Here is a 25375-nt window from a genome sequence, read left to right as displayed (position 1 = left end):
TTAGGTAACTAAAGTTTCATACTCCTTTTTCAACCACTGGGGGATGTGAACACGTACGGATCGTTCGCATCATGATTGAAGAGGATTTTTTAGACATGTTCACGCATCAGCTAAACATTATCAGCGTAGTAATTATCTGATGCGGGTTAGCACATACAGCTAGCCCGTACGATAACGGGCGGCTGATGAAGATGAGGGCCGTCGAGCGCAACCGACGGCCCTCATTTTTTATGTCTGAGAAGTTCTTTTTAGAGGAGGAAATGTAATGAACGGAGTTTTGCTCATGGTTGTGGCCGCGGCGGTGCTCGCCTGCGGCTATCTGGGCTATGGCCGATGGCTGGCCAACAAGTGGGGCGTTGACAAAGAGGCCCTCACGCCGGCCAAGCGCATGAAGGACGGCAAGAGCTTCTCGCCCGTCTCTGCCTTCACCGCGTTCTCGCACCAGTTCAGCTCGATCTGCGGTGCCGGCCCTGTTACGGGTACGATCGTCGCCATGGCTTTTGGCTGGCTGCCCGTCGTGCTCTGGGTCCTCGTCGGCGGCATCTTCTTTGGCGCCGTCCACGACTTTGGCGCCCTGTATGCCTCGATGAAGAACAACGGCAAGTCGCTCGCTCAGCTCATCGAGAAGTACATCGGCAAGACCGGCCGTCGCCTGTTCCTGCTGTTCTGCTGGCTGTTCTGCATCATCGTCATCGCCGCCTTCACCGACATGGTCTGCAAGACGTTCATGTTCACCCCGGCCGTTGACGCTTCTGGTGCTGCTACCGGTGCCATCGACTTCACCAAGTCCTATGCCGCCGGCTGCGCTGGTACCATCTCCATCCTGTTCACCTTCGTCGCTATCGCCTTTGGTTGGGCCCAGAAGAAGTTCAACCTCACCGGTGCTACCGAGTTCGTCACCGGCGTGGTCCTCATGGTTCTCATGTTCGCCGTCGGTATGCAGTTCCCGGTCTACCTGGATAAGTTCCAGTGGTTCGCCGTCGTCATGGTCTACCTGGTCTTCGCTGGCGCTATGCCCATCCAGATGCTCAAGACCCCGCGTGACTACCTCACTTCCATCATGATGATCGTCATGATCGTTTGCGCTGTCCTCGGCATCGTCGTCCTGGGCGTCAACGGTCAGGCCACCATCACCGCTCCGGTCTTCACCGGCTTCTCCACTGCCTCCGGCATGATGTTCCCGGTCCTGTTCGTCTCCGTCGCTTGCGGTGCTCTCTCCGGTTTCCACAGCCTCGTTTCTTCCGGCACCTCTTCTAAGCAGGTCGAGAAGGAGCAGGACGCCGTCAAGGTCGGTTACGGCGCAATGATCGTCGAGTCCTTCGTCGGCATCCTTGCCATCATCGTCGCCGGCATCATGTTCTCCGATATGAACACCGCCGGTACCGGCGCCCTCAACGCTGGTGTCGCTTCCACCCCGTTCCAGATCTTCGCCGCTGGCATCTCCCGCGGTATGCAGGCCTTCGGTGTTGACGGCACGCTCGCTATCGTCTTCATGACTATGAACGTCTCCGCTCTGGCCCTGACCTCGCTCGACGCCGTCGCCCGCATCGCCCGCACCTCGTTCTCCGAGTTCTTTGCCCAGACCAACGATGCTCTGGCCATCGAGTCCAAGGCCGGCTATATGAAGGTCCTCGGCAACCCCTGGTTCGCCACGGTCGTTACCCTGCTTCCCGGTCTCGCCCTCGCTTTTGGTGGCTATGCCAACATCTGGCCGCTCTTTGGTGCTTCCAACCAGCTGCTCGGCGGTATGACCATGATCACCCTCGCCGTGTTCTGCAAGTGCACCGGTCGCAAGGGCTGGATGCTCTACGTGCCCGTCGCCTTCCTGCTCTGCTGCACCTTCACCTCGCTGGTCCAGAGCGCCATGGGCTGCATGACCGCCGTCCAGGCCTACGGTTTCTTCGGTACCATCCCGGCTACCGCCACCACGGCCGCCGTCTCCGTCGCCGCCACCAAGGGCCTGCAGCTCGTCTTTGCCGTTCTGCTGATGGTCCTGGGCCTCATCGTCGCCGTCAACTGCCTCAAGGAGTTCTTCGGCAAGGAGGCTGGCTCCATGCCCGACGAGGAGCCCGAGTGGTCCGAGATGGGCAAGGCCGAGTACGGTCGCGCCGCTGCCGCTGAAGCTCCTGCCGACGCCGAGGCCGCCAAGGCCTAGTCGGTCGGACGGGTTGAATCTCCCGTCTATTTGACTCGGAAAGACCGGGTCCGCAATCAAGCGGACCCGGTCTTTTTTCTTGTGAGAACAGGTGGTGCAAGGGCGTTCTCGCAGATGTTTTGCGTGGATAGGCTCGTGCGTTGTACCATATGGACGTATATGTGTGCATATGAAAGGGGCCCCGTGGCCAAGACGGTATATTCCGATAATCAAAACAATGTCGATGCCCTGGCTGAGCGTCTGAGCAGCCAGACATCGCTTTCTGCCGAGCGTGCCAAGCTGGTTGCCTACGACCTGCTTTGCCGCAAGGCGCTCAAGATTAAGTCGAGTGCGCTGGCGCAGATTTTCCGCTCCGTCGATAAGGAGTGCGACACCAAGGCGATGCGCGATGAGCTTATCGCGGCAAATATCGTGACCAAGATCGAGGGTAGTGGCATTAACGGGCGCCCGGCGTTCTATACCATCAATGCCGAGATCCGCGATGCCCAGGAGCAACCTGCCGAGTCCGTCGAAGATTTTGTCGTCGAGGATTTCGCTGACGTGCCTGCTGTGGAAGAAGCTGCTCCGCGTGAGCATGTCGATACCGATGAGTTGCTCGATGAGAACGTCGTGCGCGCCTTTACGGCCAAGGCAGGACGCGGCGGTTTTGGCGGGGGTGGCAAGCGCGATGCGCAGCGCCGCGCCCAGCAGGAGCGCTTCCGTCGCGCCGTTGCTCAAAAGGGTGAGACGGATGCCGAGGCTGTTGAGAACGAGGTTGCTGCCGAGTCGCAGAAGCCCGCGAAGGAGCAAAAGCCCGTGGAGGCCCAAGAGCCCAAGCGTCGTCGCGGTGCTCACTTTAAGGCCGCGCAGCAGGATGTCGCGCGTGAGGTTGAAGAGCCTTCCGAGGTTGCAGACGATGTTGAGGAGTCTGCCAAGAGGGCTCCGGGTTCGTGTCGTCCCGGCCGCGGTTTTGCGGGACGCGCGTATCCCGTAAAGCGTCAGGAGAAGGGCGAGCCGGCTTCGACCGCTCAGGACGAGAAGGCCGAACAAACCGAGAAAACCGTTGAGCCGGCGGCTCGCGAGCAGCAACCTTCCGAGTCGCAGCCTGCGGCTGACACTGAGGTCAAAGCTCAACAGACCGCTGATAAGCAGGCGGGGGAGAGCGCCTCAGGCAAGCCCCGCCGTCGTCGTCACCGCGGCGGTCGTGGCTCAAATGCCGAGGCCGCGGCCGAGAAGACAGCGACACAAAACGGAGATGAGAAGGCCGAGACTCCGGTGGATCAGGTCAAGCGCCAGCCGGCGAAGGAGGCCAAGTCCGATCGTCCGCAAAAGCGCTCGTCTGCGCCCAAGCAGGAACGTAATACCCGGGCAGATTCCAAGCGTAAGCCTCATGCACAGGCTGAGCCTGCCGCGGCTGATAGTGCTACCCAGCAGCCCGAGTCGGCCGTCCACGGCGAGGTATCGGCGTTTGCCCTTGCCCGCGTTTTAGGCAGGCAGCTGCTCAAGGTTGTCCCTACGCCCACGGCGCTCTCTAAGATCAAGGAGCAGCAGACGCAGATCGTAAAGGTCGAGGGCAAGGACGGCAAAAAGGCTCCGCAGCGTACTCAGCACAACGAGATGTCCAACCGCAAGATTGCCGAGGAAATCGCAATCATCCAGGCTTGGATCGAGCAGAACCGAGGTGCCGATACGCCGGTTGCCTCGCGCCGCCAGCGTGCCTACCAGATCTTTAACGACGAGAAGGCTTTTGACGGCAAGCACGGTGAGCGCTTGATCAGGCGTATGACCGAAAAGGGCATCAGTATGCAGGCGATCAAGGTCGCCCCCAATCGCCCCGTGCACTTTACGGGCTTCTTTACGCTGGGAGCCGACAAGCCGTTCATTATGGTCGAGAACCTGGACACCTACGACGAGATCGTCAAGCTGCTGCGTGGCCGCAAGCACGCCAAGCTCTTTGGCATCAAGGTGGGCGGCGTGATTTTTGGCGGCGGATGCAAGGCGAGCGTCTCGCATGCCCTGGATGATTATCTGGCCGAGATTGGCTATCGCTTTAACTACGTCTACTACGTGGGCGATATCGATCGCGAGGGCGCGCGCATCGTCGAGCAGACTCGCAATGCCAATGTGGTTGAGATTCGCCTGCATGCCGGCATGTATCGCGCTATGCTCGCCGAGCATAAGCGTCGCGTGAAGGCCGGCGGCGAGTGCGAGCCCGCGGCTGCCAACCAGGGTGTGCCGCAGAACTTGGCAGCGACGATCAAGGATCTGCCCATGGTCACGCGCGTGCAGTTCCGCAACGTGCTGCGCGAGGGCGGGCGCATTCCGCAGGAGATTCTGATGACCGCCGACTATCGGGATGGCGATTCGGGAAGCTTCGACCGCATGCTTAATAACTAAGTTCCGCCGGCCCCGGGAGAGCGGGGACACCGGCTTAGGTTTCCTGCTCTACAGTCCTGCTCACGACGGAGGCCACATTAAGTGGCCTCCTGTTCGTGCGGAACTCGCGATAAACCTAAGCCGGTGTCCCCGCTCTCCCGGGGCCTGTCGTGGCTTGGCCGTTGCATGCGGCTCGCTTTTCGGAACGGGGCTGACGGACACGTTCCGAAATCTACCACCGTCGCTGTACAGGGTGTCTATAAAGAGCCGTGGCCAAAAAACGGCAAATATGAGTACTGATACTCTTTTAGTAGCAGTAATTTTGACCACATTTAAGGTGATTTGACGTGTCGATCGAGCAGATAAGCTGCCGTATCTCCTCAAGTGTTCATTAAAGGAAGACCTTGATGCGAATAAATCTCATTAAGATCTTCTTTTATTAACGAAAATAATGTAGCTACAACGGTAACAGTACTCATATTTGCCGTTTTTTGGCCACAGTCCTTCGGAGGGTCCTCGAAAATAGTCCCGAGCCGGCACTTGGGGACGTTCCTATAATGTCGGCACTTAGGAGCGTCCCCAAGTGCCGACACCGCGTCTGCCTGCGGCGGCCGCGCCCCGCTGCGTCGCTCCGCATCCTTGCGGGTTCGGATTCCTCCGCTTGGCGGCGTTGGCTCGATTTGCTTGACGTGAGGGGCTCTTGGCTGGTGTGGGACGGAGGGATTCCGCGTCCGCCTGGTCGGCGACCGCGCCCCGCTGCGTCGCTTCGCTCCTTGCGTGCTGCGCTGGAAAACGCTTCGCGTTTCCTCAGCTCCGCACCCTTGCGGGCTCGAATTCCTCCGCTTGCCCACAAGAAAGCGCCCTGGGCCGTTATGGGCTTAGGGCGCTCAGTTTTAATGGCTGGGACGGAGGGATTCGAACCCCCAACAGCCGGCACCAAAAACCGGAGTTCTACCGTTGAACTACGTCCCAATGTGTGGTGTTGCCCAAAAGCAACTCGTCTAGTTTACCTAATCTGCGAGGGCATCGCAAACGCCATCGAGTAGGCGTACGGCGAGCGTCTGCGCGTCGCTGGCCGTGAAGGTGCCGTTGTAGCGCGTCATGCCCGTGAGCTCAATGCGAATGCGAGCCGGCTTCTGCTGCACGGCGACATTGGCGGTGCGGATGCGCTGGGCCAGGTTGTGGCACTCGGCGAGGGCAATCGTGGCGCGTGGCGCGGCGTCGGCGGGCAGCTCGTCGCTTGCGATCTCGAGCACCAGGTCAACGTCGGTTGGGACCTCGGAGTCGCAGAGCATCATGCCGCTGTTGTCGGTCGTTGCCGTGGCGATGTTCCACATGCGCGAAGCAACGCTGCGTGCGATGGGGTCCTCACCGATAACGGCGATCTGGAAGCGCTCGAGCACGTTGGCGGCGCGAGCAAAACCGATGCGGGACTCGGCTTCGGTGACCGAGGGCTTGCCCTCCCACACATGGTGCAGGCGGTTGATGTAGGCGTAGGTGTCCTGGAAGGCCATGCCGTCGGCAAACAGGCCGACATTTTCCTGGAACTGCTGCAGGGCGGCCTCGGTATGCGGACCAAAGTAGCCGTCGTCTTCGCCACAGGCAAAGCCCAAAACGTTGAGAGCGCGCTGCAGGGCCTTGACGTCGGCGCCGTGAAAATTGGGCATGCGAAGATACAGGGTGCGGTCGCCCAGCTTATACGAGGCGTCGACCAGGGCGCTCCAGCAGGGGATATCGACAGCATAACCGGCCGCAAGGCCGCTATCGAGCCTAAACGTGCCAACGGCCTGCTCGGTGGTGGTGCCAAAGCGCTTGTCGGCGACCTCGTCGGCATCGATGGTGTAACCGAGCTGCAGAAGGCGGGACTGAACATCCTCGACGGCTGCTCCCTGCATGCCCGTGGTAATAGGTTCCATGAACGAACCCCTTTCGGCGTACGATTCGTACTATTTTGAGCGCGTGTCGGATAGACAACGCGAGACAATGCATAAACATGCACTCAACAGTGTAGCAACTTGTACCCAAACGCGCTGCCCACAGGTTTTGTGACCCCCGCTAGTTGAGGCGCTCCACAAAGAAATCTGCCATGGAGAGGAACAGTTCGCGTGCGTGCGGGTCAAGCTCAACGTTCTCGATGGCAGCCTTGGCTTTTGCGGTCAGGTCCAGCGCGTAGGCGTGAGCATATTCGATGGAGCCGGTCTGCTGGAAGATCTCCACGGCGCGCGCGAGCTGCGTGGGGTCCTCGGTGCCCGAGGAAAGGATTGCCTCGACCTCGTCGTGATGGCGCTCATCAGACAGGGCGTGCACGGCAACGAGCGTGCGTTTGCCCTCGGTGATGTCGGTGCGGAAGTCCTTGTTGGCGGCCTCTTTGGTGCCGACCAAGTTGAGCAGGTCGTCCTGAATCTGAAAGGCAAGGCCGGTGTGCAGGCCAAAGGCGCGTAGCGCCTCGACCTGCTCTTCGCTGCCGCCGCCGATAATGGCTCCGGCGGCAAGCGGCGTGGCTCCGCTGTAATACGCGGTCTTGTGCGTCGCCATGTCCAGGTAGTCATCAACCGAGATATCAAAGCGCTCGTCACGGACCCAACCCAGGTCAAGCGCTTGACCCTCGATGGTGCGGACGATCATCTCGGTAAGCTCGTGGAGCACACGCAGCTTCACGTCGGACTCGAGCGTGGGATCGTCGAGAACCGTCTTGGTGACCATGGTGAGCGCCAGGTCACCGCAGTTGATGGCAAGACCGGTGCCCTCGGTAAGGTGCATGCAGGGCTTGCCGCGACGAATCTGCCCGTTGTCGGCGATGTCGTCGTGGATGAGTGCGCCCGACTGAAAGTGCTCGATGGCCGCCGCTGCGCTGCGGGCGCTCTCAAAGCTGCCGCCTACCGCAGTGGCGGCGAGCATGCAGATGAGCGGGCGGTGGCGCTTGCCAGCGTTTGCCGTAAATGCCGAGAGCGGGGTATACAGGTAGCGCTCGATATCGGCGGAAGTCGCCTGTCCGTCAAAGAACGTGGCCAGATAGTCGTTAATCTGGTCAAAGTGCTGGGCTAAAAAGCTGGTAAACGGACTGGACACGGGTTCTCGCATTCTTTGATAGGTTGCATCGTTGCATTATGCAGACAACATATTGCCACATTAGGGCGTCGAGCGCGGCGGTTGAAGACGATTGGTCCATGCGGCCGCAAGTGCGGTAGGGGCTTGGCTAGATAAGCCCAAAGTGTTCGAGCGCGGTGACGACGCCGTCGTGGTCGATGCTGTCGGTGACATAGTCGGCCTTTTCCTTGAGGAAGTCCGGCGCATTGCCCATGGCGATACCGACATCGACGGCGTTCATCAGCGAGACGTCATTGCTGGCGTCGCCGATGCCGTATACGGTTCCGTGGTGGGGATCGAGGGCGTCGAGTACGGACTGGATACCCTCGCGCTTGGTGCATTCGCGAGGCGAAATCTCGGTCACTTCGAGCTCGAGCTCGTTAAAGCAGAGCAGCGGCTCAAACGCTTGATCCTGAGCGATGCGGTTGGCAAGCGACGTGGACATTAAGATCTTGTAGGCGCTGTAATGTTGCAGCTGCGTAATTGCATCGCCCACGGTGCGGGCGTATCCCGGAGCGTCGGGCGCATCGGCACTCATGCGAACGACGCCATTGAGTCCCTCAAAACGAATCACTTCGTCCGATTGCTCAAGAATGGGAGCAAGGCGCTGCAGCATGCCGGGCGTCATCGCCAAATCGCGAATCACGTGTCCCTCAAGTTCGACATAGCCACCCGCGAGGCAGACGATGCCGGTCCAGGGCAGCTCGAGCAGCTTTGGATGGATGCAGCTCAGCGTGCGCCCTGTGCAGATAAACGCCATATTGCCCTTGGCGACAAAATCACGGATGGCTTGCGAGACCGCTTCATTGGGATAGGGGGAGAGGTCTCGCTCGCTCTCGGGAAGCTCTTGTGCCACTCGAGGGTCTTGCCAGGCGAGTGTTCCGTCGATATCGAAGAAGCAGATATCGCCGCGCTTATGGGCTGCGCTGACGGCAGGGGAGGCCGAGGTGGTGGACACAAATCCCGGCTCGAGGCCCATGATCTGGTCAAAATGCTCTTTGACGCGGGGAACGGAGATGCCAATAATCACCTGGGCGGTCTTGCCCGTAATGATGAGGCCCTTGGCGCCCACCGCGACAAACGACGCATTATCTGCAACGATGGAAGGGTCTGCGACCTCGACGCGCAGGCGCGTGGCGCAGTTGGTTGCGCCCACGATATTGCCAACGCCACCTAAAAGCTGAATTACCCGCTCGGCGAGGACGTGATCTTGATCGGATTGAATACTGACCTCGCCATTGGGAGATTGCTCTTTGGCAAAGCCGCTTCCCGTTAAACGATCGATTGCCGCGCGATTGGAGACATGATCCTCGCGGCCCGGCGTCTTAAGGTCATAGACCAAGATGAGTGCTCGAAAACTAACAAAAAAGATGAGGCTAAAGGCAAGACCGATACCGAGCGCCAAAAGGTAGGAGCCGGCATGCATTCGCATGAGTGGGATGAAGTTGAAGGCCGTCATTTCCATGAGACCGCCCGAGAAGATGCCGACGATGCCAAAGAAGTTCATGGTCATGGCAAGGCAGGAGGATAGGACGGCGTAGAGCAAAAAGAGTCCAGGATAGGTGAACATAAAGAGAAACTCGAGCGGCTCGGTGACACCGCAGACCACCGAGGCGACGATGGCGGGCAAAAGGATGACCTTAAGGCCGGCGCGGCGTTCGGGTTTGGCGGTGAAATAGAATGCTGCCGCGATGGCGGGAAGGCCAAAGAGCTTGCCCCAGCCGGTGGCGGTAAAACCTGCCCAGGGCGCAAGTTCATTTAAAGGGCGCGTGCTATGGGAGAGAATGGGGAGCAGGTTGGTCCACGTGGCGTAAATACCGTCGTGAATGACCAGATTGTCGTAATAGATGGGCATATAGAGCAGATGGTGCAGCCCCATGGGCTCGAGCGCTCGCTCCAAAAACACAAAGATGCCCACGCCGAAGGGGCCGACGCCCGCAAGTGCGTGGCGCAGCGTTTCGGTCACAGCGTATGCGAAGGGCACGATGGCGGCCGAGATGGCGGCAAGGGCAAACACGGCAAAAAAGCTGATGAGGTAGACCAGCGAGGAACCCGAGAAGGTGCCGAGCCAATCGGGAACCTTGGCATCGTAGAAGCGGTCATGGATGGCAACGACGGTTGCCGACACCGCCAGCGGGCCGATAATGCCGGTGTCGAGCGTCTTGATGCCGTCGATGACGGTGATGCCGCTGGCGGGGGTCAAAGATGATGGGTACTTAAGTCCAAGGTTGTCTCCGCTCAGCTTAATGATCTCGCTCAAAAAGAAGCAATAGGCAAAATAGGCCACGAGTGCCTCGAGGCAGCAGCGTGCCGGTTGCTTTTGGGCAAGACCGATAGGCAGCGCTACGGCAAAAAGGAGCGGGAGACGTTTAAAGACCGTCCACGAGCCGCGCTGGATGATGGTCCAGAAAACGTACCAAGGGGTTCCGTATACGGCGAGATCGCCGACGATGTCTACGGTCGTGGCGAGGGCGGAGATGCCGACCATGAGGCCTGATATAGAAAACAGCATGGCGGGCGCGAACATGGCTCCGCCAAAACGTTGGATTTTCTGCAGCATAATATGCCTTCCGGATGCAACATGCTGTGCGAGCAAGAACGTTTAAACAATGAACTCATTGTAGAGGACTGGCTGCTTGCCGCATTGACGGTTTTGATTCGGTCCGATTTGGGTTTCGGGGGAACCGTCGACGGTAAATAATCCGTGCTTTACCGATAATCGGTTTAAACAACTTTAAGAAATGCTATCGTGCCTAGCCATACATATTCATTAGAGGTGAAATCATGCCAAAAGCGATTTACGAAGGAATCTACCGCGAGATCCGTTCGCGCATCATCGACGGGACCTATGCGTTTCAGGAGATGCTGCCAACCGAAGCCGAGCTGACCGCGGAGTTTGGCTGCACGCGCAATACCGTTCGACGCGCCTTGAGCATGCTGGCCGACCAGATGTTTGTGCAGCCTATACACGGTAAGGGCGTGCGCGTTATTTGGCTTAAGGGCGAAACCGACATGCTGGGCGCACTCGAAGAGGTTGAGTCGTTTGGCGAGTTCGCAAAACGCAACAATGCCGTCGCATCGACCGAGGTCAAGTCTTTTGAACATTTGATTTGCACTGAGCAACTCTCTCGTCGCCTGGGCTTTAAGGTGGGCGAGGAGCTGATTCGCGTCGTGCGTGTCCGAAGCCTCAACGGCAGCGCGCGCCAGGTGGACCACGGCTACTTTTTGGCGTCGATCGCCAAGGGCCTGACCCCCGAGATCGCGGCGGATTCTATCTACGGCTATCTGGAGCACAAGCGCGGCATCAAAGTGATGGCGAGCCGCCGTACGGTGAGTGTCGAGCTCGCCAACGATGAGGACTGCAGCTATCTGGACCTTGGCAAGTACAACTGTGTCGCCGTCATGGAGAGCCAGTCGTACACTTCGGACGGCATCTTGTTCGAGGTCACGCATGCCCGCACGCATCCCGAGATCTTCCACTACCGCGTCAACTCCAAGCGATAGCCGGCTAGCTCGCAGCCTGACGAGACTCATGCCCTCAAAGAGAAAACGCCCGGTCAAACCGACGATGCATCGGCTTGACCGGGCGTTTTCTCTGCATTCGATAACAAATAATTGTTTATACAAAACTTGTCAAGTATCAAGTTGAAATTACCGTTCACCGAAGTTTTTCTACCGCTCTAGTAATACTTGTTCAAACAACTAGCCAAATAGCGTATTGTACAAGTCAGCAAAAGGGGCAAAGTCCCCGAGCCAATCTCCGAAGGCGGCGGCAAAGGGTGCCGCCACGGTGTGAAAGGGTGGATTGTAATGAAGAACGAAATGAGCAGAAGGCAGTTCCTGGGCTTTGCTGGTTCCGCGGCTGCGGTTCTTGGTCTGGGCCTCGTGGGCTGCGGTGGTTCTGCCGGCTCTGGCTCCTCTGCTTCTGGTGACGCTGCCGAGGTCTACTTCCTCCAGTTCAAGCCCGAGGTCGACAAGGAGTGGAAGGAGATCGCCAAGGCGTACAAGAAGGAGAAGGGCGTCGAGGTCAAGATCGTGACCGCCGCCTCCAACACCTACGAGGAGAAGCTCAAGTCCGAGATGTCCAAGAGCTCCGCTCCGACGCTGTTCCAGGTCAACGGCCCCACCGGCCTTAAGAACTGGAAGGACTACTGCGCCGATCTTTCCGACACCAAGCTCCGCGGTGAGCTCATCGACGACTCCCTGGCGCTGCAGTCCGACGGCAAGGATCTGGGTATCGACTGGGTTCAGGAGAGCTACGGCATCATCTACAACAAGGAGCTCCTCGAGAAGGCCGGCTACAAGGCCGAGGACATCAACTCCTTCGACAAGCTGAAGGCTTGCGCCGATGACATCCAGGCCCGCAAGGACGAGCTCGGCGTTGACGGTGCCTTCACTTCCGCCGGCATGGATGACTCCTCCAGCTGGCGCTACACCACCCACCTCGCCAACCTCCCGCTCTACTACGAGTTCGAGAAGGAGCACAACCAGGAGGACGACGAGATCAAGGGCGAGTATCTCGACAACTTTAAGCAGATCTTCGACCTGTACATCACCGACTCCACCTGCGATCCTTCGCAGCTCGCCTCTAAGACCGGCGACGACGCCACCAACGAGTTCGCAACCGGTAAGGCCGTCTTCTATCAGAACGGCTCTTGGGCCTACGCCGACCTCACCAAGGCCGGTATGACCGATGACCAGCTCGGCATGCTGCCGATCTACATCGGCGTCGACGGCGAGGAGAACCAGGGCCTGTGCTCCGGCGGCGAGAACTACTGGTGCGTCAGCTCCCAGGCTTCCGAGGATGCCCAGAAGGCCACCGAGGACTTCATGTATTGGTGCGTCACTTCTGACACCGCCACCAGCATCATCGCTGACAAGATGGGTCTGACCGCCCCGTTCAAGAGCGCTAAGGAGACCACCAACGTCTTCTCGCAGCAGGCCGTTGCTATGGCCAAGGACGGCAAGAAGACCGTTGCTTGGGACTTCGTTTACATCCCCTCTGAGGAGTGGAAGAAGAACCTCAAGCAGGCTCTCATCGCTTATGCTGCCGACAACACCAAGTGGGACGGCGTCAAGAACGCCTTCGTCGATGGCTGGAAGACCGAGAAGGCTGCTTCCGAGTAAGCAGTTGCTGCCCAAGCTATCTGATTAGCGACAGGGGGCGGGCAGACGTAGGTTTGCCCGCCCCCTGCATATTGAAAGGACCCTTCTATGGGCAAAGCACTCAAACGCTGGTGGCCGCTCTTTATGCTGCCCACGTGCCTGGCGTTTATGATCGGGTTCGTGATTCCCTTTATCCAGGGTTTCTATCTCTCGTTCTGCCAGTTTATTACCATCAATAACGCGCACTTTGTCGGTATCGAGAACTACGTGCGCGCGCTGTCCGATCCGCAGTTCTCCACGTCGTTCTTCTTTACCGTGGCGTTTGCCTTCCTGTCGACGGTGCTCATCAACGTGATCGCGCTGGCCATTGCGCAGGCGCTCACTCGCAAGGCGCTCAAGGGCACCAACATCTTCCGTACGATTTTCTTTATGCCTAACCTGATTGGCGGCATTGTACTGGGTTACATTTGGCAGATTCTGATCAACTGCCTGCTCTCCAACGTGGGTGCCCAGCTTATCGCCCTCAACTCCGCCGCTGGCTTCTGGGGCCTTATCATCCTGACCCTGTGGCAACAGGTCGGCTACATGATGATCATCTACATCGCCGGTCTGCAGTCCATTCCGTCTGACTACATCGAGGCCGCCAAGGTCGATGGCGCTACGGCATGGCAGACGTTTTGGAAGGTTAAGATCCCCAACCTGATGCCGACCATCACCATCTGCCTGTTCCTGTCCATCACCAACGGCTTTAAGCTGTTCGACCAGAACCTCGCCCTTACCGGTGGCGCCCCGGCGCACTCCACCGAGATGCTCGCCCTGAACATCTACAACACGTTCTATTCGCGTGCTGGCATCGCATGGCAGGGCATCGGTCAGGCCAAGGCAGTTATCTTCTGCATCCTGGTTGTCGCTATTTCTATGATCCAGCTTAAGGCCACGAGGTCCAAGGAGGTGCAGCAGTAATGAAACGCGATAAGGCTATCAACCGCGCGCTCTCGATCTTCTTTACGATCCTGTCGCTCGCATGGATCTACCCCGTGTTCATGATTGCGCTCAATTCCTTTAAGAAAGCGACCGCAATCAGCACCACCACGGCGTTCGATCTGCTCACGCCCGAGACGTTCAACGGCCTCGCAAACTACGTGCACGCTCTTAACGAGCAGGGCTTTGCCTCGGCATTTATGTACTCGCTTATTATCACGGTCACGTCGGTCGTGCTGATCTTGGTGTGCTGCTCCATGTGCGCTTGGTACGTGGTGCGCGTCAACAGCAAGATCTCGAACTTCTTCTATTACCTGTTCGTCTTCTCGATGGTCGTACCGTTCCAGATGCTCATGTTCACGCTGTCCAACCTCGCGGACCGCATCGGCTTTAACACGCCGTTTAACATCTGCTTCATCTACCTTGGTTTTGGCGCGGGCCTCGCGGTCTTTATGTTCGCCGGCTTCGTCAAGAACATCCCGCTCGAGATTGAGGAAGCGGCCATGATCGACGGCTGCAACCCGGTCCAAGTGTTCTTTAAGATCGTCCTTCCCATTATGAAGCCCACCTATCTTTCGGTCGGCATCCTTGAGACCATGTGGGTCTGGAACGACTATCTGCTGCCCTACCTTACGCTCGACTCCACCAAGTACAAGACCATTCCTATCTTGATCCAGTACTTCCGTGGCGGCTATGGCCACGTCGAGCTCGGCCCCATGATGGCGTGCATCATGATGGTCGTCATCCCCATCGTCATCATGTACATCTTCTGCCAGAAGTACATCATCGACGGTGTGGTGGCAGGTGCCGTCAAGGGCTGATGCCGTAACTGTTTTGCAAGTTTTGGCGGCGCCTCTCAGCGCGGCGCCGCGTATCGAAAGGTAAAGACATGGCCGAGATCGTTCTCAAACATGTTCAGAAGGTGTATCCCAACAACGAGTCAAAAAAGAAGGGCTTCTTTGGCAAAAAGAAGAAGACCGAGGAGAAGAAGCACAACCTCAAGGTTACCGAGGACGGTGTGCTCGCTGTAGAGGACTTCAACCTCACCGTTCACGACCAGGAGTTCATCGTCCTCGTTGGCCCCTCTGGCTGCGGTAAGTCCACGACGATGCGCATGGTCGCCGGCCTGGAGGACATTACCTCGGGCGACGTGCTCATCGACGGCAAGCGCGTCAACGACGTGGCGCCCAAGGACCGCGACATCGCCATGGTGTTCCAGAGCTACGCTCTGTACCCCAATATGACGGTGTACGAGAACATGGCATTTACGCTTGAGCTCAAGAAGGTCCCCAAGGACGAGATCGACCGCAAGGTTCGCTCTGCTGCCGAGATCCTGGGCATTACCGAGTATCTCGACCGTAAGCCTAAGGCGCTTTCGGGTGGCCAGCGCCAGCGCGTCGCCATCGGCCGCGCCATCGTGCGAGACCCCAAGGTCTTCCTGATGGACGAGCCGCTGTCCAACCTGGACGCCAAGCTTCGTAACCAGATGCGTGCCGAGCTCATCAAGCTGCGCCACGAGATCAAGGGCACGTTCATCTACGTCACCCACGACCAGACCGAGGCTATGACCCTCGGTGACCGTATCGTGGTCATGAAGGACGGCGTCGTCCAGCAGATCGCCACCCCGCAGGAGGTCTTCAACCATCCCGCGAACATCTTCGTCGCCGGCTTTATCGGCGTGCCGCAGATGAACTTCTTCGATGCCCAGCTGGTGCGCTCGGGCAACGGCTTTACCGTCAAGACCGAGGATATGAACGTGGCGCTCGCCCCCGAGACCTGCGCTCAGCTTGCTCTCAACTGGGACGGCGGCGACGTGAAGGAGATCACGGCCGGCGTGCGTCCCGAGCAGATTCTGCTTGCCGACAAGGACGAGGAGGGCGCGCTCAAGGGTACCGTCGAGGTGACCGAGCTCATGGGTTCGACCGAGCATGTCCACGTGACCGCTCCCGATGGCCAGTTCGTCCTGATCATTCCCGTTGTCGACCTTGAGGCCAAGGGCGCGCTCAAGGCAGGCGACCCCATCTGGTTCAAGTTCGAGAAGAACGCGACCCACCTCTTCGATAAGGTCTCTGGCAAGAACCTTATCTAGGCCCGATCCAATCAGGCCCTCCTTTTGGGCGACTGCGGCTTTGCCATCCTTTTGCCGCGGTCACATATAAGGCTCCCCTCCCGTCCACTGGGCGAGAGGGGAGCCTTTCTTTGTGTTGGGACTGTCTGACCGGTCGTTTGTCTCGATCTGTAACGGATAGGGCCGATTTCGGACGTTAGATGTTACAGATCGAGACAGTTCCGCTGAGCTAACCATTTCATCTAAATCTGTAACACCAAAGGCGAATTTCACCTGCTAGATGTTACAGATTGAGATAAACCCAAGGGGAGGGGCCGGTATGTCTCAATCTGTAACAGCTGGGACCGTTTTGGTTGAGTAGTTGTTATGGATCGAGATTGTTTGGCCGAGTCGGATCACAGGGTAACGTGCGGGCACAAAAAACGGAGCCGCGTTGCCGTGGCTCCGTTTTCAAGAGGATGGGTAAGGGAAGCGAAATTAGTTCAGGTGCCAGATCTCGTCGTTGTACTGGGAGATGGTGCGGTCGGACGAGAAGGTGCCAGCGTTGGCGATATTGATGAGCGCCTTGCGCATCCAGGCGTCCTGGTCCTCGTAGTCGGCCAGTACGCGCTCCTTGGTCTGGATGTACTCCTCAATGTCGAGCAGGGCCATAAACCAGTCCTTGCCCTTAATGTCGTCGTGCAGGCGCTGCAGGCGCTCGGCGTTGCCGGTCGCCATAAAGGCGGGGTTGGTGATAAAGTCCACCAGCAGCTTGATACCGGGCTTGCGGTAGAGTGCGCTGGCGTTATAGCTGCCGTCGGCGTAGAGCTGCTCGACCTGTTTGGACGAGGCACCAAAGGTATAGATGTTCTCGTCGCCCACGAGCTCGGCAATCTCCACGTTGGCGCCGTCGAGCGTGCACAGGGTTAGGGCGCCGTTGAGCATGAACTTCATGTTGGAGGTGCCGCTCGCCTCCTTGGAGGCCAGGCTGATCTGCTCGGAGATGTCGGCGGCGGGGATCACGCGCTCGGCGGCGGTGACGTTGTAGTTCTCGATCATGACAACCTGCAGGTAGGGAGCCACGTCGGGGTCGTTTGCAATCCACTGCGACAGCGTCAGGATCAGATGGATGATGTCCTGCGCGATAGTGTAGGCAGGCGCCGCCTTGCCGCCAAAGATGATGGTGGCAGGGTGCTTAGGCCTGTTGCCGTTCTTGATATCGAAGTACTTCCAGATGATGTAGAGCGCGAGCATCTGCTGACGCTTGTACTCGTGGATGCGCTTGACCTGGACGTCGATGATGGCGTTGGAGGGAATGGTCACGCCCTGCTCGAGCGCCATGAACTGGCGCATGATGGCCTTGGCCTCGACCTTGGTGGCGGCCAGGCGCTCAAGAACGTCCTTGTCGTCGGCGAACTTGGCGAGTTTGTTCAGATCGCCGGTGCTGCGCCAGTCGGTGCCGATTACATCGTCGAGCAGGCTGGCGAGCGCGGGGTTGGCTCCATGGATCCAGCGGCGGAAGGTGATGCCGTTGGTCTTGTTGGAGAACTTCTCGGGATAGATCTCGTAGAACGGATGAAGCTCGGTGTCCTCCAGGATCTTGGTGTGGAGGGCGGCTACGCCGTTGATGGAGAAGCCAAAGTGGATGTCCATGTGGGCCATGTGGACGGTGTCGTGCTCGTCGATGATGGCGACGCGCGGGTCATCGTGCTCGGCTTTCGCGATCTCATCGAGCTTGACGATAATGTCGGCGATGGCAGGGGAGACCTTCTGCAGGCTGGCGAGCGGCCACTTCTCGAGCGCCTCGGCAAGGATCGTGTGGTTAGTGTAGGCGACCATGGAGCGTACGATGGTCACGGCCTCGTCAAACTCGATGCCATGCTCGGTGGTGAGCAAGCGAATGAGCTCGGGGATGACCATGGTGGGGTGCGTGTCATTGATCTGGACTACGGCGTAGTCGGCCAGGTCGTGCAAGTTGCTGCCGCGCTCGATGGCCTCGTCGATCAGGAGCTGGGCGGCGTTGCTCACCATGAAGTATTCCTGGTAGATGCGAAGCAGGCGGCCCTGCTCGTCGGAATCATCCGGATAGAGGAACAAGGTGAGGTTCTTGGCGATCTCGGTCTTGTCGAAGTCGATGGAGCTGCCGGGGACCAGGCCGTCGTCGACACTTGCCAGGTCGAACAGGCGTAGGCGGTTCTTGGTGGGCTGGCCATAACCGGGTACATCGATGTTGACGAGCTTGGAAGTAACGGCAAAATCACCGAACTCGACGGTGTAGGAGCGGTCGTCGTCGACTAGGATGTCCTGCTCACCGAGCCACTCGTCGGGGACGGCCTTCTGCTGGTTGTCGACAAAGCGCTGGCGGAACAGGCCGTAATGGTAGTTGAGGCCCACGCCATCGCCGGTCAAGCCCAGCGTGGCGATGGAATCCAGGAAGCATGCGGCCAGACGGCCCAGGCCGCCGTTGCCGAGCGACGGTTCGACCTCGAACTCCTCGATCTTGTTGAGGTCGTGGCCCGCGGCGGTGAGCTGGTCCTTAACCTCGTCATAGATGCCAAGGTCGATCATATTGTTGATGAGCAGCTTGCCGATCAAAAACTCGGCAGAGATGTAGTAGAGCTTTTTCTTGCCGTTGTTGAGAGGACAGGCGGCAGAGCGCTCCTGCACGAGCTTGGCCAGCAGCTTATAAATACGACGGTCATCGAGCTGCTCGAGCGAGGTGCCAAAGGACTGCTCGGCAAGATCCGCAAGATTGATACGGGGCATGTTTCCTCCTGTGATGGGTTGATTACATGTCAGAAATTCAAAAGAAGCCCGCGCGAGGGATTGGAGTGGCCTCGCGCGGGGAAAACGGACGCGTCCGCACGATGGGGTGGGGTCGGGCGCGGTGGCTCCTATTGGGGAAGCTCAATTTCGTCTTCCGACGGGATGCGGAAGTAGGTCTCGGTCCAGCCGGTGAGCTTGTGCTCGAGCTCGCGGGTGATGGCGCCATCGAGCATGCGCCAGGTCCAGTTGCCGCCCATGGTGGCGGGAGTGTTGATGCGCGCCTCGTTGCCCAGGTTGAGCAGGTCCTGCATGGTGTAGATGCAGGTATCGCTTACGCTGGCGGCGATGGCGCGGTTGAGTGCATCGGCCATGGGCTCGCCTGCCTGCTGGTGGGTGTACAGGGCCGCCTGCTCGCGCTGACGCGGGGTGGCCGTTCCCTCAAACCAACCGCGCGCCGTCTCGTTGTCGTGTGTGCCCACATAGGCGACGGTGTTGGCAATGTAGTTGTGCGGCAGGTAGTACGAGTTGGTGCCCTCAAAGGCGAACTGCAAGATCTTCATGCCGGGGAAGCCCGAGTTGTCGCGCATGTCGATGACGCCGGGGGTGAGGAAGCCCAGGTCTTCGGCGATGATGGGCAGCGTGCCGAGCTTTTCCTCGAGCGTCTTGAAGAACTTGAGGCCGGGGCCCTGCGTCCACGAACCGTAGGACGAATCGGGTGAGGAGAACGGCACCTCCCAATAGGCCTCGAAGCCGCGGAAGTGATCCAGGCGGATGACATCGTACATGTCGAGGGCGGCGCGGATACGGCCCTCCCACCAGGAGAAACCGTCGGCTTCCATGGCGTCCCAGTCGTAGATGGGATTGCCCCAGTACTGGCCGGTGGCCGAGAACTGGTCGGGCGGCGTGCCGGCGACACTCACAGGATTACCGGCGGCGTCGATCTTAAAGAGCTCGGGCGTGGCCCACATCTCGACGGAGTCGCGCGAGACATAGATGGGCAGGTCGCCGATGATGAGGATATCGCGCTCGTTGGCATAGGCCTTGAGGCGGCTCCACTGACGATTGAAGAAGTACTGCGTCATCTGGTGGTAGAGCATGCGCGCGGGATGGGCGGCGCAGACCTTGGCAGAAGCCTCGCCGCGGGTACGGAGCTCTGCGGGCCACTCCCAAAAGGCCTTGAGACCGCACTCCTCCTTGACGGTCATGAACTCGCAGTAGGGGATGAGCCAGTCTTCGTTTGCTTGGACAAAGTCGTCGAAGTCGGCCGGCTTGTCGGCGGCAAAGCGCTCGGCGGCGCGGTCGAGAATCTGACGACGGCCACCAAAGATGGCACCATAGTCGACATTGCTGGGGTCGGAGCCCAGGTACACGCCGTCGATATCGCACTGCTCCAGATAGCCGGCCTCGATAAGCTCGGCAAAGTCGATGAAATTGGGGTTGCCCGCACGGGCCGAGAACGACTGATAGGGCGAGTCGCCATAGCTCGTTGTCGTAAGGGGGAGAATCTGCCAGTAATGTTGTTTGCACGAGGCGAGGAAATCGACAAAGTCATAGGCGTTCCAGCCAAAGCCGCCGATACCGTAAGGTCCGGGCAATGACGAAACGGGCATCAGAACGCCGCTTGCACGCTCCATGGATGCACTCACCGTCCTTTTGAATAAGGGGCTGCGCCGTAGATGGATAGACGGCTCGTCCCGAGTTTCCATTGCTATTGTCCCTATTGTAGAACATGTTGTTTAAACATGTATAGAGAGAATGAAAAAGTTGCCGACTTTCGGTGAATGGTAGTGCGCCATAGACGATATGAGTTGAACATTGGGAGCTCCTCCCCTTGCGGCTCTTTTGTGGGTCGGGCGACAATGGTCGTCGTCATTAAAGACCGGCTGCCAGCCAGGTTGCAACAATGCAAGAAGGGTTCACATTCAGTTGGCCGTTGACACAAACAATCGCGCGAAGACCTCGTCTTCTTCGGTAAGTCCAGGCGCGGCAAGACGCGCATGGCAGTCGCCCTCACGATGCGCGCGGTCGCCGCGGACATGTCGGTCAGGTTCTGGCAGACCGCGCAGCTGGTTCTCGAGCTCGGCAACGCGAAGCGCAAGGGAACGCTGTCGAAACTGTTGAACGACGTGTCGCCCGCGAGGCTGCTCGTGCTCGACGAGTTCGTCTACGTCCCCTGCGACGTAGACGGTGCGAGGGTTCTCTACCAGGTCATTTCCGTCCATGTAGTGCTCGTAGGCCGCGGCGTCGTCGGGCTCGTCGAAGGAGAGGGACTCCGTCCAGTCCCAGTAGGCCCCCGTCCAGGCGCCCCTGCGCCTGCCGGCCGGCGTCGTCTCGTCGAAGACGAGGCCGTGGCGCAGCAGGAACTTCGACATCCGCTGCTTGGCGTGTTGCAGGTCGTCGCGCGCGTCCTCGAGGGCGCTCGTCGGGGACCCACACCTCGACGACGTTGCGGCGCGCCAGCATGCGTGCCAGCCACTCGGCGTCGCGGCGGTCGTTCTTGCGGCCGCGGTCGGCCGCGGGCCGGTGCATCTTCGGGACCGCCCCGACGACGCAGCCGAGGCCGAGGGCCCGCAGCGCGCGGCCGCGGTTGATGGTACGACCATTGTCGCCCGACCCACGAGAGAGCTGCAAGGGGAGAGGCCCCAATGTTCAACTCATATCGTCTGTTGTGCCAGAGTCGCTCGGGAAAGCGCGACCGACGCAGCGCGCTGTTTTCCAGTCACATCCAGTTCGGGTTGATTTCAGCATGCGATAAGAAACTGGATTTGAATTTCGACTCGAAAGATGGGCAATGCTGATGAGAAACGCTTGGAGTTCGGGATTGCGCGGCGTGAAGCGACCCTCTTCTTATCGAGTTCGTTACAATGTAGGAAAAACAGTAAGTAAGAAGACCTCTGATTGCTTTAGGAGGAGCTGTGGTGAATAGCGCCCAGAAGATCGATAAGTCCATCCAGAAGATGATGACTCTCGGAAGAAGGCTTGGGATTCTGTTTACGGCGCTGTTTATAGCGGTGTGTTGCTGTTCGGTGGTGGTGGTTATTTCCATTGGGCTTATGGCTGCTCAAGGAAACCTATATGATCCATCAAAGACGGTTTCCGTAGTGGTTCCTTTGATGTATCTTCTGATTTCCGGAGGGGCCACATGGACCCTGCGGGGAATCAGCATGGACATGGCTCATGGCGAATCGCCCTTTACCCTTTCGCATGCTCGAAGAATCTCGATTATCGGGTGGCTGTTTGTTGCAGCGGCAATAGGTGACCTCTTGTTTTCTCCGGGGTTTCTTTCGATAGTGATTGGCCCCTTCGACTTGCTGGGGAACGCCTATTCGATGTTTGAAAACCTGGCCCTGCCCATAGATATTGGTGCTGTGCTGGGGGCCGTTTGCTGCTTCTCGATTTCTGCGATATGGCGCTACGGAGCTCTGCTTCAAGACCAGACCGAGGATTTGGTGTGAGGGGCGGCATGGACTATCTGATTATTGAGCTTGAAAGCTTATTGCTTCGACGCGGAAAGACGAGTACGGATATCATTCGGGCGACCGGGCACACACCGGCAAGTATCTCAAAAATACGAAATGGCAAGGTGAAGGCAATTAGGTTAAAGACATTGCTGGATATTTGCGTAGAGCTTGATTGCCAGCCTGGCGATCTTATTAAGCGCGTCAACGAAAGAGAACTTGAGGAACTGGCGACGCGGCGCGCCCGCAACGCGCTGAGCAGGGCGACCGCGACGGGTGATGACCCGGTCCTGGAGTCAGATCATGTTTACGTGGTCGATCTTAGAGACGACTGAGGCTGGAGAATAAAAAAGTATTGAGCAGGTGCAGCCCGTGAAAACAACGGTTTTCACGGGCTGTTCATTCAACGTCCTGCAGTGGCCTGTATTTCTCGCCGCGTCACTGGGGAACGAGAGAGTCATTTCCTGTGCTGGATGCAGGGGGGTGCTTACCTTGTGTAATATATAAATAAGCTTATATTGAAATATGATACATATCGAATTAGAATAACATTATCAATTCGGTATGCAAGGAAAGGAGGGGAATGAAATGGAATGGATTACCGAGCCGTCAGCCGGGGCTGAGCCCATGTGCAGCAATTGCTTCTTTTACGCGCACGGCAGCTGCAGCACCAAGTGTTCTTCACAGGAGTGCACTATCCGCTTTTAGCGGATAGTGCACGCCGTACGGCGTGCACAGACTGTTCAAAGATATTTTGGCCAGCAGCGCCTGAGGGGCGATGTGGCATTGCAATATGGGGGGGCGAACCGACGTTACCTATAACCCCGCACAATTGCCATGTCGTCCCTTTTTATTGACGGGGAGGATGTCGTCCATGCGGGAAGTCCCAGTTGAATTGCGTGCCATATCCAAGAGATATGGCGGGTTTGAAGCGGTTAAATCAGTCTCGTTCTCTTTAATGGAAGGCGAGCTGTGTGCACTCATTGGGGAGAATGGTGCCGGCAAGAGCACGTTAATTCGATTGATCACGGGGCTTTCGGAGCCATCGTCAGGAACGATCTCGATGTTTGGGCAAACCGGGAGACGTGAAATACGGAGCTGCAGGGAAAGGCTGGGTTATATGCCCGACCTCAATGCTTCGTATCCTAATCTGACCGCGCGAGACAACTTGGTCGTTCGCTGTATTGAGTGGGGGCTTCCCACCGATCGTTCCATCGACGGTGTGTTATCAACCGTCGGTTTGGGGGAGGCCGGCGGGAAGAAAGTGAAGAACTTCTCAATGGGAATGAGGAGGCGTCTCGATCTGGCCATAGCGTTGCTGGGCGATCCGGAGCTGTTGATCCTGGACGAGCCGACAAACGGCCTGGATCCGATGGGGATAGTCGAAGTAAGAAAAATCCTTACGCATCTTAACAAAGATCAAGGTAAAACGATTCTCGTATCCAGCCACAATCTTGAGGAGATGCACAAGCTGGCAACTGATTACCTCTTCATAAGTCATGGTCGCCTCATTCGAAGGATGACCGCACCTCAGCTGGAAAAGTCATGCCGCGGTGGTTTCGTGTTGCATGTGGACGATCTGGAGCGAACGAGATCGGTTCTCGGAGATGAGACCTCACATTCTTTTCTGCCGGACGGCAGCGTCCTTATGCGCTATGAGGAGAAAAAGGAAGGGCGGGGCATTGCAATCGAAGCGCTCTCGACCGCAGGTGTGAGGGTTGCGGAGGCGTATTCTCATAGGAAGAGCCTTGAGGAGTTTTATTCGGAGCTCATCGGTCGAGAGAGCGAGCTGTGATGAAACGCGAGTTCATCTCAGCTTTTCGGAGCGAGGTATGGTTGCTCGCCAGGCACCCGGCGACCGCTCTGATGATTGCGCTTGCGGCTGTGCTGTATGTGGTTGCGGCTGCGACTTCGTCTGAGGTGCTGATCATGGTCGCCGGTGATGACCCGTATACGCTTGGAGGGGCTATAGGTTTTATTGGAAACCTAGTGGATGCAGGGGACGTTTTGGGCTCTGTTGCCCGGACGTCTTTTGCGTCTACAGTGGTCTGGATTCCGGTGACGATTCTCTACGCGGTTTACGCTACGTCGAGAGACTTTGAATCCGTGGCTTACGCCGTATCGAGATCGCGAGGGGTGTCGCAGGCGGCGATTGTGATCACGAAGCTGTTGGTGAACTGCACTCTGGTCGGTGCCGTGTATCTTCTTTCTACGACTGCGCTGTATTTAACCAAGATGGCCCAATGGGACGTTGGGGCCTCGTGCTCAGGGTTTGCCCAATTTGTATCGATTGCGCTGATGATCGCGCTGCTGCTCATTTCGATGTACGCCGCTACCTTCGCCCTGTATTTGCTCACGAGGAGTGTGGTGGCGAGCAGCGTCGTTGCAATAGCGGTTTCGACATTTGTGATGGTGTGGTTCCCAAGTACATACGGAAGCGGTCAGCCCAGCTTGCTGCTCATGCTCTCGCCCGTGTATTACCTGATGAACCTGTGTTCCCTGAGTATGCAGAATGTTGGGGTAATTCAGGTTTTGCTGTATGCGGGCGGCACTGTGCTTGTGTCGGTTGGAGTTGCGCTCGTCTCGCTATTTGTAAGGACGGCGGTTCGATGAATCTTGGGATGTCGGTCAGGGCGGAACTGTTCCGCGCAAGGAGAATGAAACTCGCCGTGATAATAGCGCTGATGTATTTGGGCATCGCGGGGATTTATGTGTTTGCCGGGTCCGGCGCATGGGTCTCCGCAGGGGGAGAGGGCCAGTTCTTTGGCTTTTCCGCCGATCCGGGCTATCTTTTCTCGATAGGGGTTGGGCCAACGGGTATCTCTTCCTGGCTAAGTGTCGTCTCCATGGCGCATACGGTGTTCTTCCCAATCGTCTCTGTTGTTGTGGCGGGGACGCTATTCGGTGATGCGACGAGCGTGTCGGCAAGGGGAGTTTCGATTGCTCGGGGCTTCCGCAGCTGGCAGCTGTTTGCGGCAAAGACATTGGCTTGCGAAGTGTATACGCTGTGCCCCTACATCGTGTTTACTCTCGGTGTCGCTGCGGTCTTTGCCGTGTGCTCCGGAAGCGGTCTAGACAGCCTTACGGTTGGTAATGTGACCTCGGCACTCCTGTCGAATATCGTTATAGACGCCGCTTATACGCTGATGGTTGCGGTTGCATATGAGGTGTTCAGGATCAGATCTCTTGTGTCGGGAGCCTTGCTGGTCGCAACGTTCGCGGGCCTTGTTATCGCGATGAGTTTCCCAACCGTTTTACCCCCGGTTCACATGGCTTATTGGATGAGGGCGTGCGGGGCTGCCGGCGGGACGGTCCTGATGGCTGCATGCGGCCATGCGGTCATCGTGTCGCTCGCATGTCTATTGCTGCTTTCGTGCAGTTTTTATCGAAGAAGGTAGTGCGCTGGCGTATGCGCAGCGT

Annotated in this window: 18 protein-coding genes and 1 tRNA gene; 13 read left to right on the top strand and 6 right to left on the bottom strand. The window is 58.1% G+C overall.

Annotated features, from left to right (window positions below):
* Window positions 1-265 precede the first annotated feature (265 nt).
* Together DXB86_RS09135 and DXB86_RS09130 are read left to right on the top strand one after the other, a co-directional pair.
* A complete protein-coding gene (locus tag DXB86_RS09135; protein ID WP_117736898.1) occupies window positions 266-2155 on the top strand; it encodes a carbon starvation protein A in 1890 nt (629 codons plus the stop codon).
* A 183-nt stretch (window positions 2156-2338) separates the two neighbouring features.
* On the top strand, window positions 2339-4531 hold the full coding sequence (locus DXB86_RS09130; RefSeq protein ID WP_117736897.1) for a hypothetical protein: 2193 nt from the start codon (window positions 2339-2341) through the stop codon (window positions 4529-4531).
* A gap of 876 nt (window positions 4532-5407) precedes the next feature.
* On the opposite strand, the gene DXB86_RS09125 is transcribed toward DXB86_RS09130, so the two are convergent.
* From DXB86_RS09125 to DXB86_RS09110, 4 genes are all read right to left on the bottom strand, one after another.
* Window positions 5408-5482, bottom strand: a tRNA-Gln gene (locus DXB86_RS09125).
* 38 nt (window positions 5483-5520) lie between these two features.
* Entirely contained in the window at window positions 5521-6426 is a 906-nt protein-coding gene (locus tag DXB86_RS09120; protein ID WP_199411031.1) for a peptidoglycan-binding protein, read from the bottom strand.
* Between the two features lie 139 nt (window positions 6427-6565).
* The gene (locus DXB86_RS09115) at window positions 6566-7579 is read right to left on the bottom strand and encodes a polyprenyl synthetase family protein (protein ID WP_117736896.1); all 1014 of its coding nucleotides are present in this window, start codon (window positions 7577-7579) and stop codon (window positions 6566-6568) included.
* 127 nt (window positions 7580-7706) lie between these two features.
* A complete protein-coding gene (locus DXB86_RS09110; protein ID WP_117736895.1) occupies window positions 7707-10157 on the bottom strand; it encodes a PTS transporter subunit EIIC in 2451 nt (816 codons plus the stop codon).
* A gap of 224 nt (window positions 10158-10381) precedes the next feature.
* Between DXB86_RS09110 and DXB86_RS09105 the strand changes: the two genes are divergently transcribed.
* The 5 genes from DXB86_RS09105 to DXB86_RS09085 all read left to right on the top strand — a co-directional run bounded on the left by DXB86_RS09105 (window position 10382) and on the right by DXB86_RS09085 (window position 15773).
* Window positions 10382-11101 carry a GntR family transcriptional regulator gene (locus DXB86_RS09105; protein WP_117564838.1) on the top strand — a complete coding sequence of 240 codons (720 nt, stop codon included), beginning with the start codon at window positions 10382-10384 and terminating at the stop codon, window positions 11099-11101.
* Between the two features lie 306 nt (window positions 11102-11407).
* Window positions 11408-12724 (top strand): ABC transporter substrate-binding protein, encoded by a 1317-nt coding sequence (locus tag DXB86_RS09100; RefSeq protein ID WP_055252173.1) that lies wholly within the window; start codon window positions 11408-11410, stop codon window positions 12722-12724.
* An 87-nt stretch (window positions 12725-12811) separates the two neighbouring features.
* Window positions 12812-13666, top strand: a complete 855-nt coding sequence (locus DXB86_RS09095) for a carbohydrate ABC transporter permease (RefSeq protein WP_055252174.1) — start codon at window positions 12812-12814, stop codon at window positions 13664-13666.
* Window positions 13666-14505 carry a carbohydrate ABC transporter permease gene (locus tag DXB86_RS09090; RefSeq protein ID WP_117584245.1) on the top strand — a complete coding sequence of 280 codons (840 nt, stop codon included), beginning with the start codon at window positions 13666-13668 and terminating at the stop codon, window positions 14503-14505. Before DXB86_RS09095 ends, DXB86_RS09090 begins: the two co-directional genes overlap by 1 nt.
* 68 nt (window positions 14506-14573) lie before the next feature.
* Window positions 14574-15773 (top strand): ABC transporter ATP-binding protein, encoded by a 1200-nt coding sequence (locus DXB86_RS09085; RefSeq protein ID WP_117736894.1) that lies wholly within the window; start codon window positions 14574-14576, stop codon window positions 15771-15773.
* Window positions 15774-16229: 456 nt separating this feature from the next.
* Here DXB86_RS09085 and glgP read toward each other — a convergent pair whose 3' ends face one another.
* Complete coding sequence (glgP, locus tag DXB86_RS09080) at window positions 16230-18497, bottom strand: glycogen/starch/alpha-glucan family phosphorylase (RefSeq protein WP_117736893.1); 2268 nt, start codon at window positions 18495-18497, stop codon at window positions 16230-16232.
* A 128-nt stretch (window positions 18498-18625) separates the two neighbouring features.
* Window positions 18626-20203: a 4-alpha-glucanotransferase gene (gene malQ, locus DXB86_RS09075; protein WP_255413150.1), complete on the bottom strand. Its 1578-nt coding sequence runs from the start codon at window positions 20201-20203 to the stop codon at window positions 18626-18628.
* A gap of 291 nt (window positions 20204-20494) precedes the next feature.
* Here malQ and DXB86_RS10225 point away from each other — a divergent pair, with 291 nt between their 5' ends.
* From DXB86_RS10225 to DXB86_RS09045, 6 genes are all read left to right on the top strand, one after another.
* Window positions 20495-21088 (top strand): ATP-binding protein, encoded by a 594-nt coding sequence (locus DXB86_RS10225; protein WP_084591805.1) that lies wholly within the window; start codon window positions 20495-20497, stop codon window positions 21086-21088.
* A 327-nt stretch (window positions 21089-21415) separates the two neighbouring features.
* On the top strand, window positions 21416-21952 hold the full coding sequence (locus DXB86_RS09065; protein WP_035137761.1) for a hypothetical protein: 537 nt from the start codon (window positions 21416-21418) through the stop codon (window positions 21950-21952).
* Window positions 21953-21960: 8 nt separating this feature from the next.
* Window positions 21961-22290, top strand: coding sequence for a helix-turn-helix transcriptional regulator (locus DXB86_RS09060; RefSeq protein ID WP_052044110.1), 330 nt, complete (start codon window positions 21961-21963; stop codon window positions 22288-22290).
* A 539-nt stretch (window positions 22291-22829) separates the two neighbouring features.
* Entirely contained in the window at window positions 22830-23750 is a 921-nt protein-coding gene (locus tag DXB86_RS09055) for an ABC transporter ATP-binding protein (protein ID WP_035137759.1), read from the top strand.
* Window positions 23750-24568: a hypothetical protein gene (locus DXB86_RS09050; RefSeq protein ID WP_117564851.1), complete on the top strand. Its 819-nt coding sequence runs from the start codon at window positions 23750-23752 to the stop codon at window positions 24566-24568. Before DXB86_RS09055 ends, DXB86_RS09050 begins: the two co-directional genes overlap by 1 nt.
* Window positions 24565-25353 carry a hypothetical protein gene (locus DXB86_RS09045; RefSeq protein WP_035137757.1) on the top strand — a complete coding sequence of 263 codons (789 nt, stop codon included), beginning with the start codon at window positions 24565-24567 and terminating at the stop codon, window positions 25351-25353. Before DXB86_RS09050 ends, DXB86_RS09045 begins: the two co-directional genes overlap by 4 nt.
* Window positions 25354-25375: the final 22 nt, after the last annotated feature.

Origin of the sequence: Collinsella sp. OM06-18AC (genome assembly GCF_003438785.1) — a bacterium.
Classification (GTDB): domain Bacteria; phylum Actinomycetota; class Coriobacteriia; order Coriobacteriales; family Coriobacteriaceae; genus Collinsella.
Note: the sequence above shows the minus strand (reverse complement) of the source record. Positions and strands in the feature narration are given on the sequence as shown.

Coding starts and splice junctions, on each gene's coding strand:
- DXB86_RS09095 (WP_055252174.1), top strand. CDS start 12,812: ATGGGCAAAGCACTCAAACGCTGGTGGCCGCTCTTTATGCTGCCCACG.
- malQ (WP_255413150.1), bottom strand. CDS start 20,203: ATGGAAACTCGGGACGAGCCGTCTATCCATCTACGGCGCAGCCCCTTA.
- DXB86_RS09100 (WP_055252173.1), top strand. CDS start 11,408: ATGAAGAACGAAATGAGCAGAAGGCAGTTCCTGGGCTTTGCTGGTTCC.
- DXB86_RS09105 (WP_117564838.1), top strand. CDS start 10,382: ATGCCAAAAGCGATTTACGAAGGAATCTACCGCGAGATCCGTTCGCGC.
- DXB86_RS09060 (WP_052044110.1), top strand. CDS start 21,961: ATGGACTATCTGATTATTGAGCTTGAAAGCTTATTGCTTCGACGCGGA.
- DXB86_RS09045 (WP_035137757.1), top strand. CDS start 24,565: ATGAATCTTGGGATGTCGGTCAGGGCGGAACTGTTCCGCGCAAGGAGA.
- glgP (WP_117736893.1), bottom strand. CDS start 18,497: ATGCCCCGTATCAATCTTGCGGATCTTGCCGAGCAGTCCTTTGGCACC.
- DXB86_RS09120 (WP_199411031.1), bottom strand. CDS start 6,426: ATGGAACCTATTACCACGGGCATGCAGGGAGCAGCCGTCGAGGATGTT.
- DXB86_RS09050 (WP_117564851.1), top strand. CDS start 23,750: ATGAAACGCGAGTTCATCTCAGCTTTTCGGAGCGAGGTATGGTTGCTC.
- DXB86_RS09135 (WP_117736898.1), top strand. CDS start 266: ATGAACGGAGTTTTGCTCATGGTTGTGGCCGCGGCGGTGCTCGCCTGC.
- DXB86_RS10225 (WP_084591805.1), top strand. CDS start 20,495: ATGGCAGTCGCCCTCACGATGCGCGCGGTCGCCGCGGACATGTCGGTC.
- DXB86_RS09090 (WP_117584245.1), top strand. CDS start 13,666: ATGAAACGCGATAAGGCTATCAACCGCGCGCTCTCGATCTTCTTTACG.
- DXB86_RS09085 (WP_117736894.1), top strand. CDS start 14,574: ATGGCCGAGATCGTTCTCAAACATGTTCAGAAGGTGTATCCCAACAAC.
- DXB86_RS09055 (WP_035137759.1), top strand. CDS start 22,830: ATGCGGGAAGTCCCAGTTGAATTGCGTGCCATATCCAAGAGATATGGC.
- DXB86_RS09110 (WP_117736895.1), bottom strand. CDS start 10,157: ATGCTGCAGAAAATCCAACGTTTTGGCGGAGCCATGTTCGCGCCCGCC.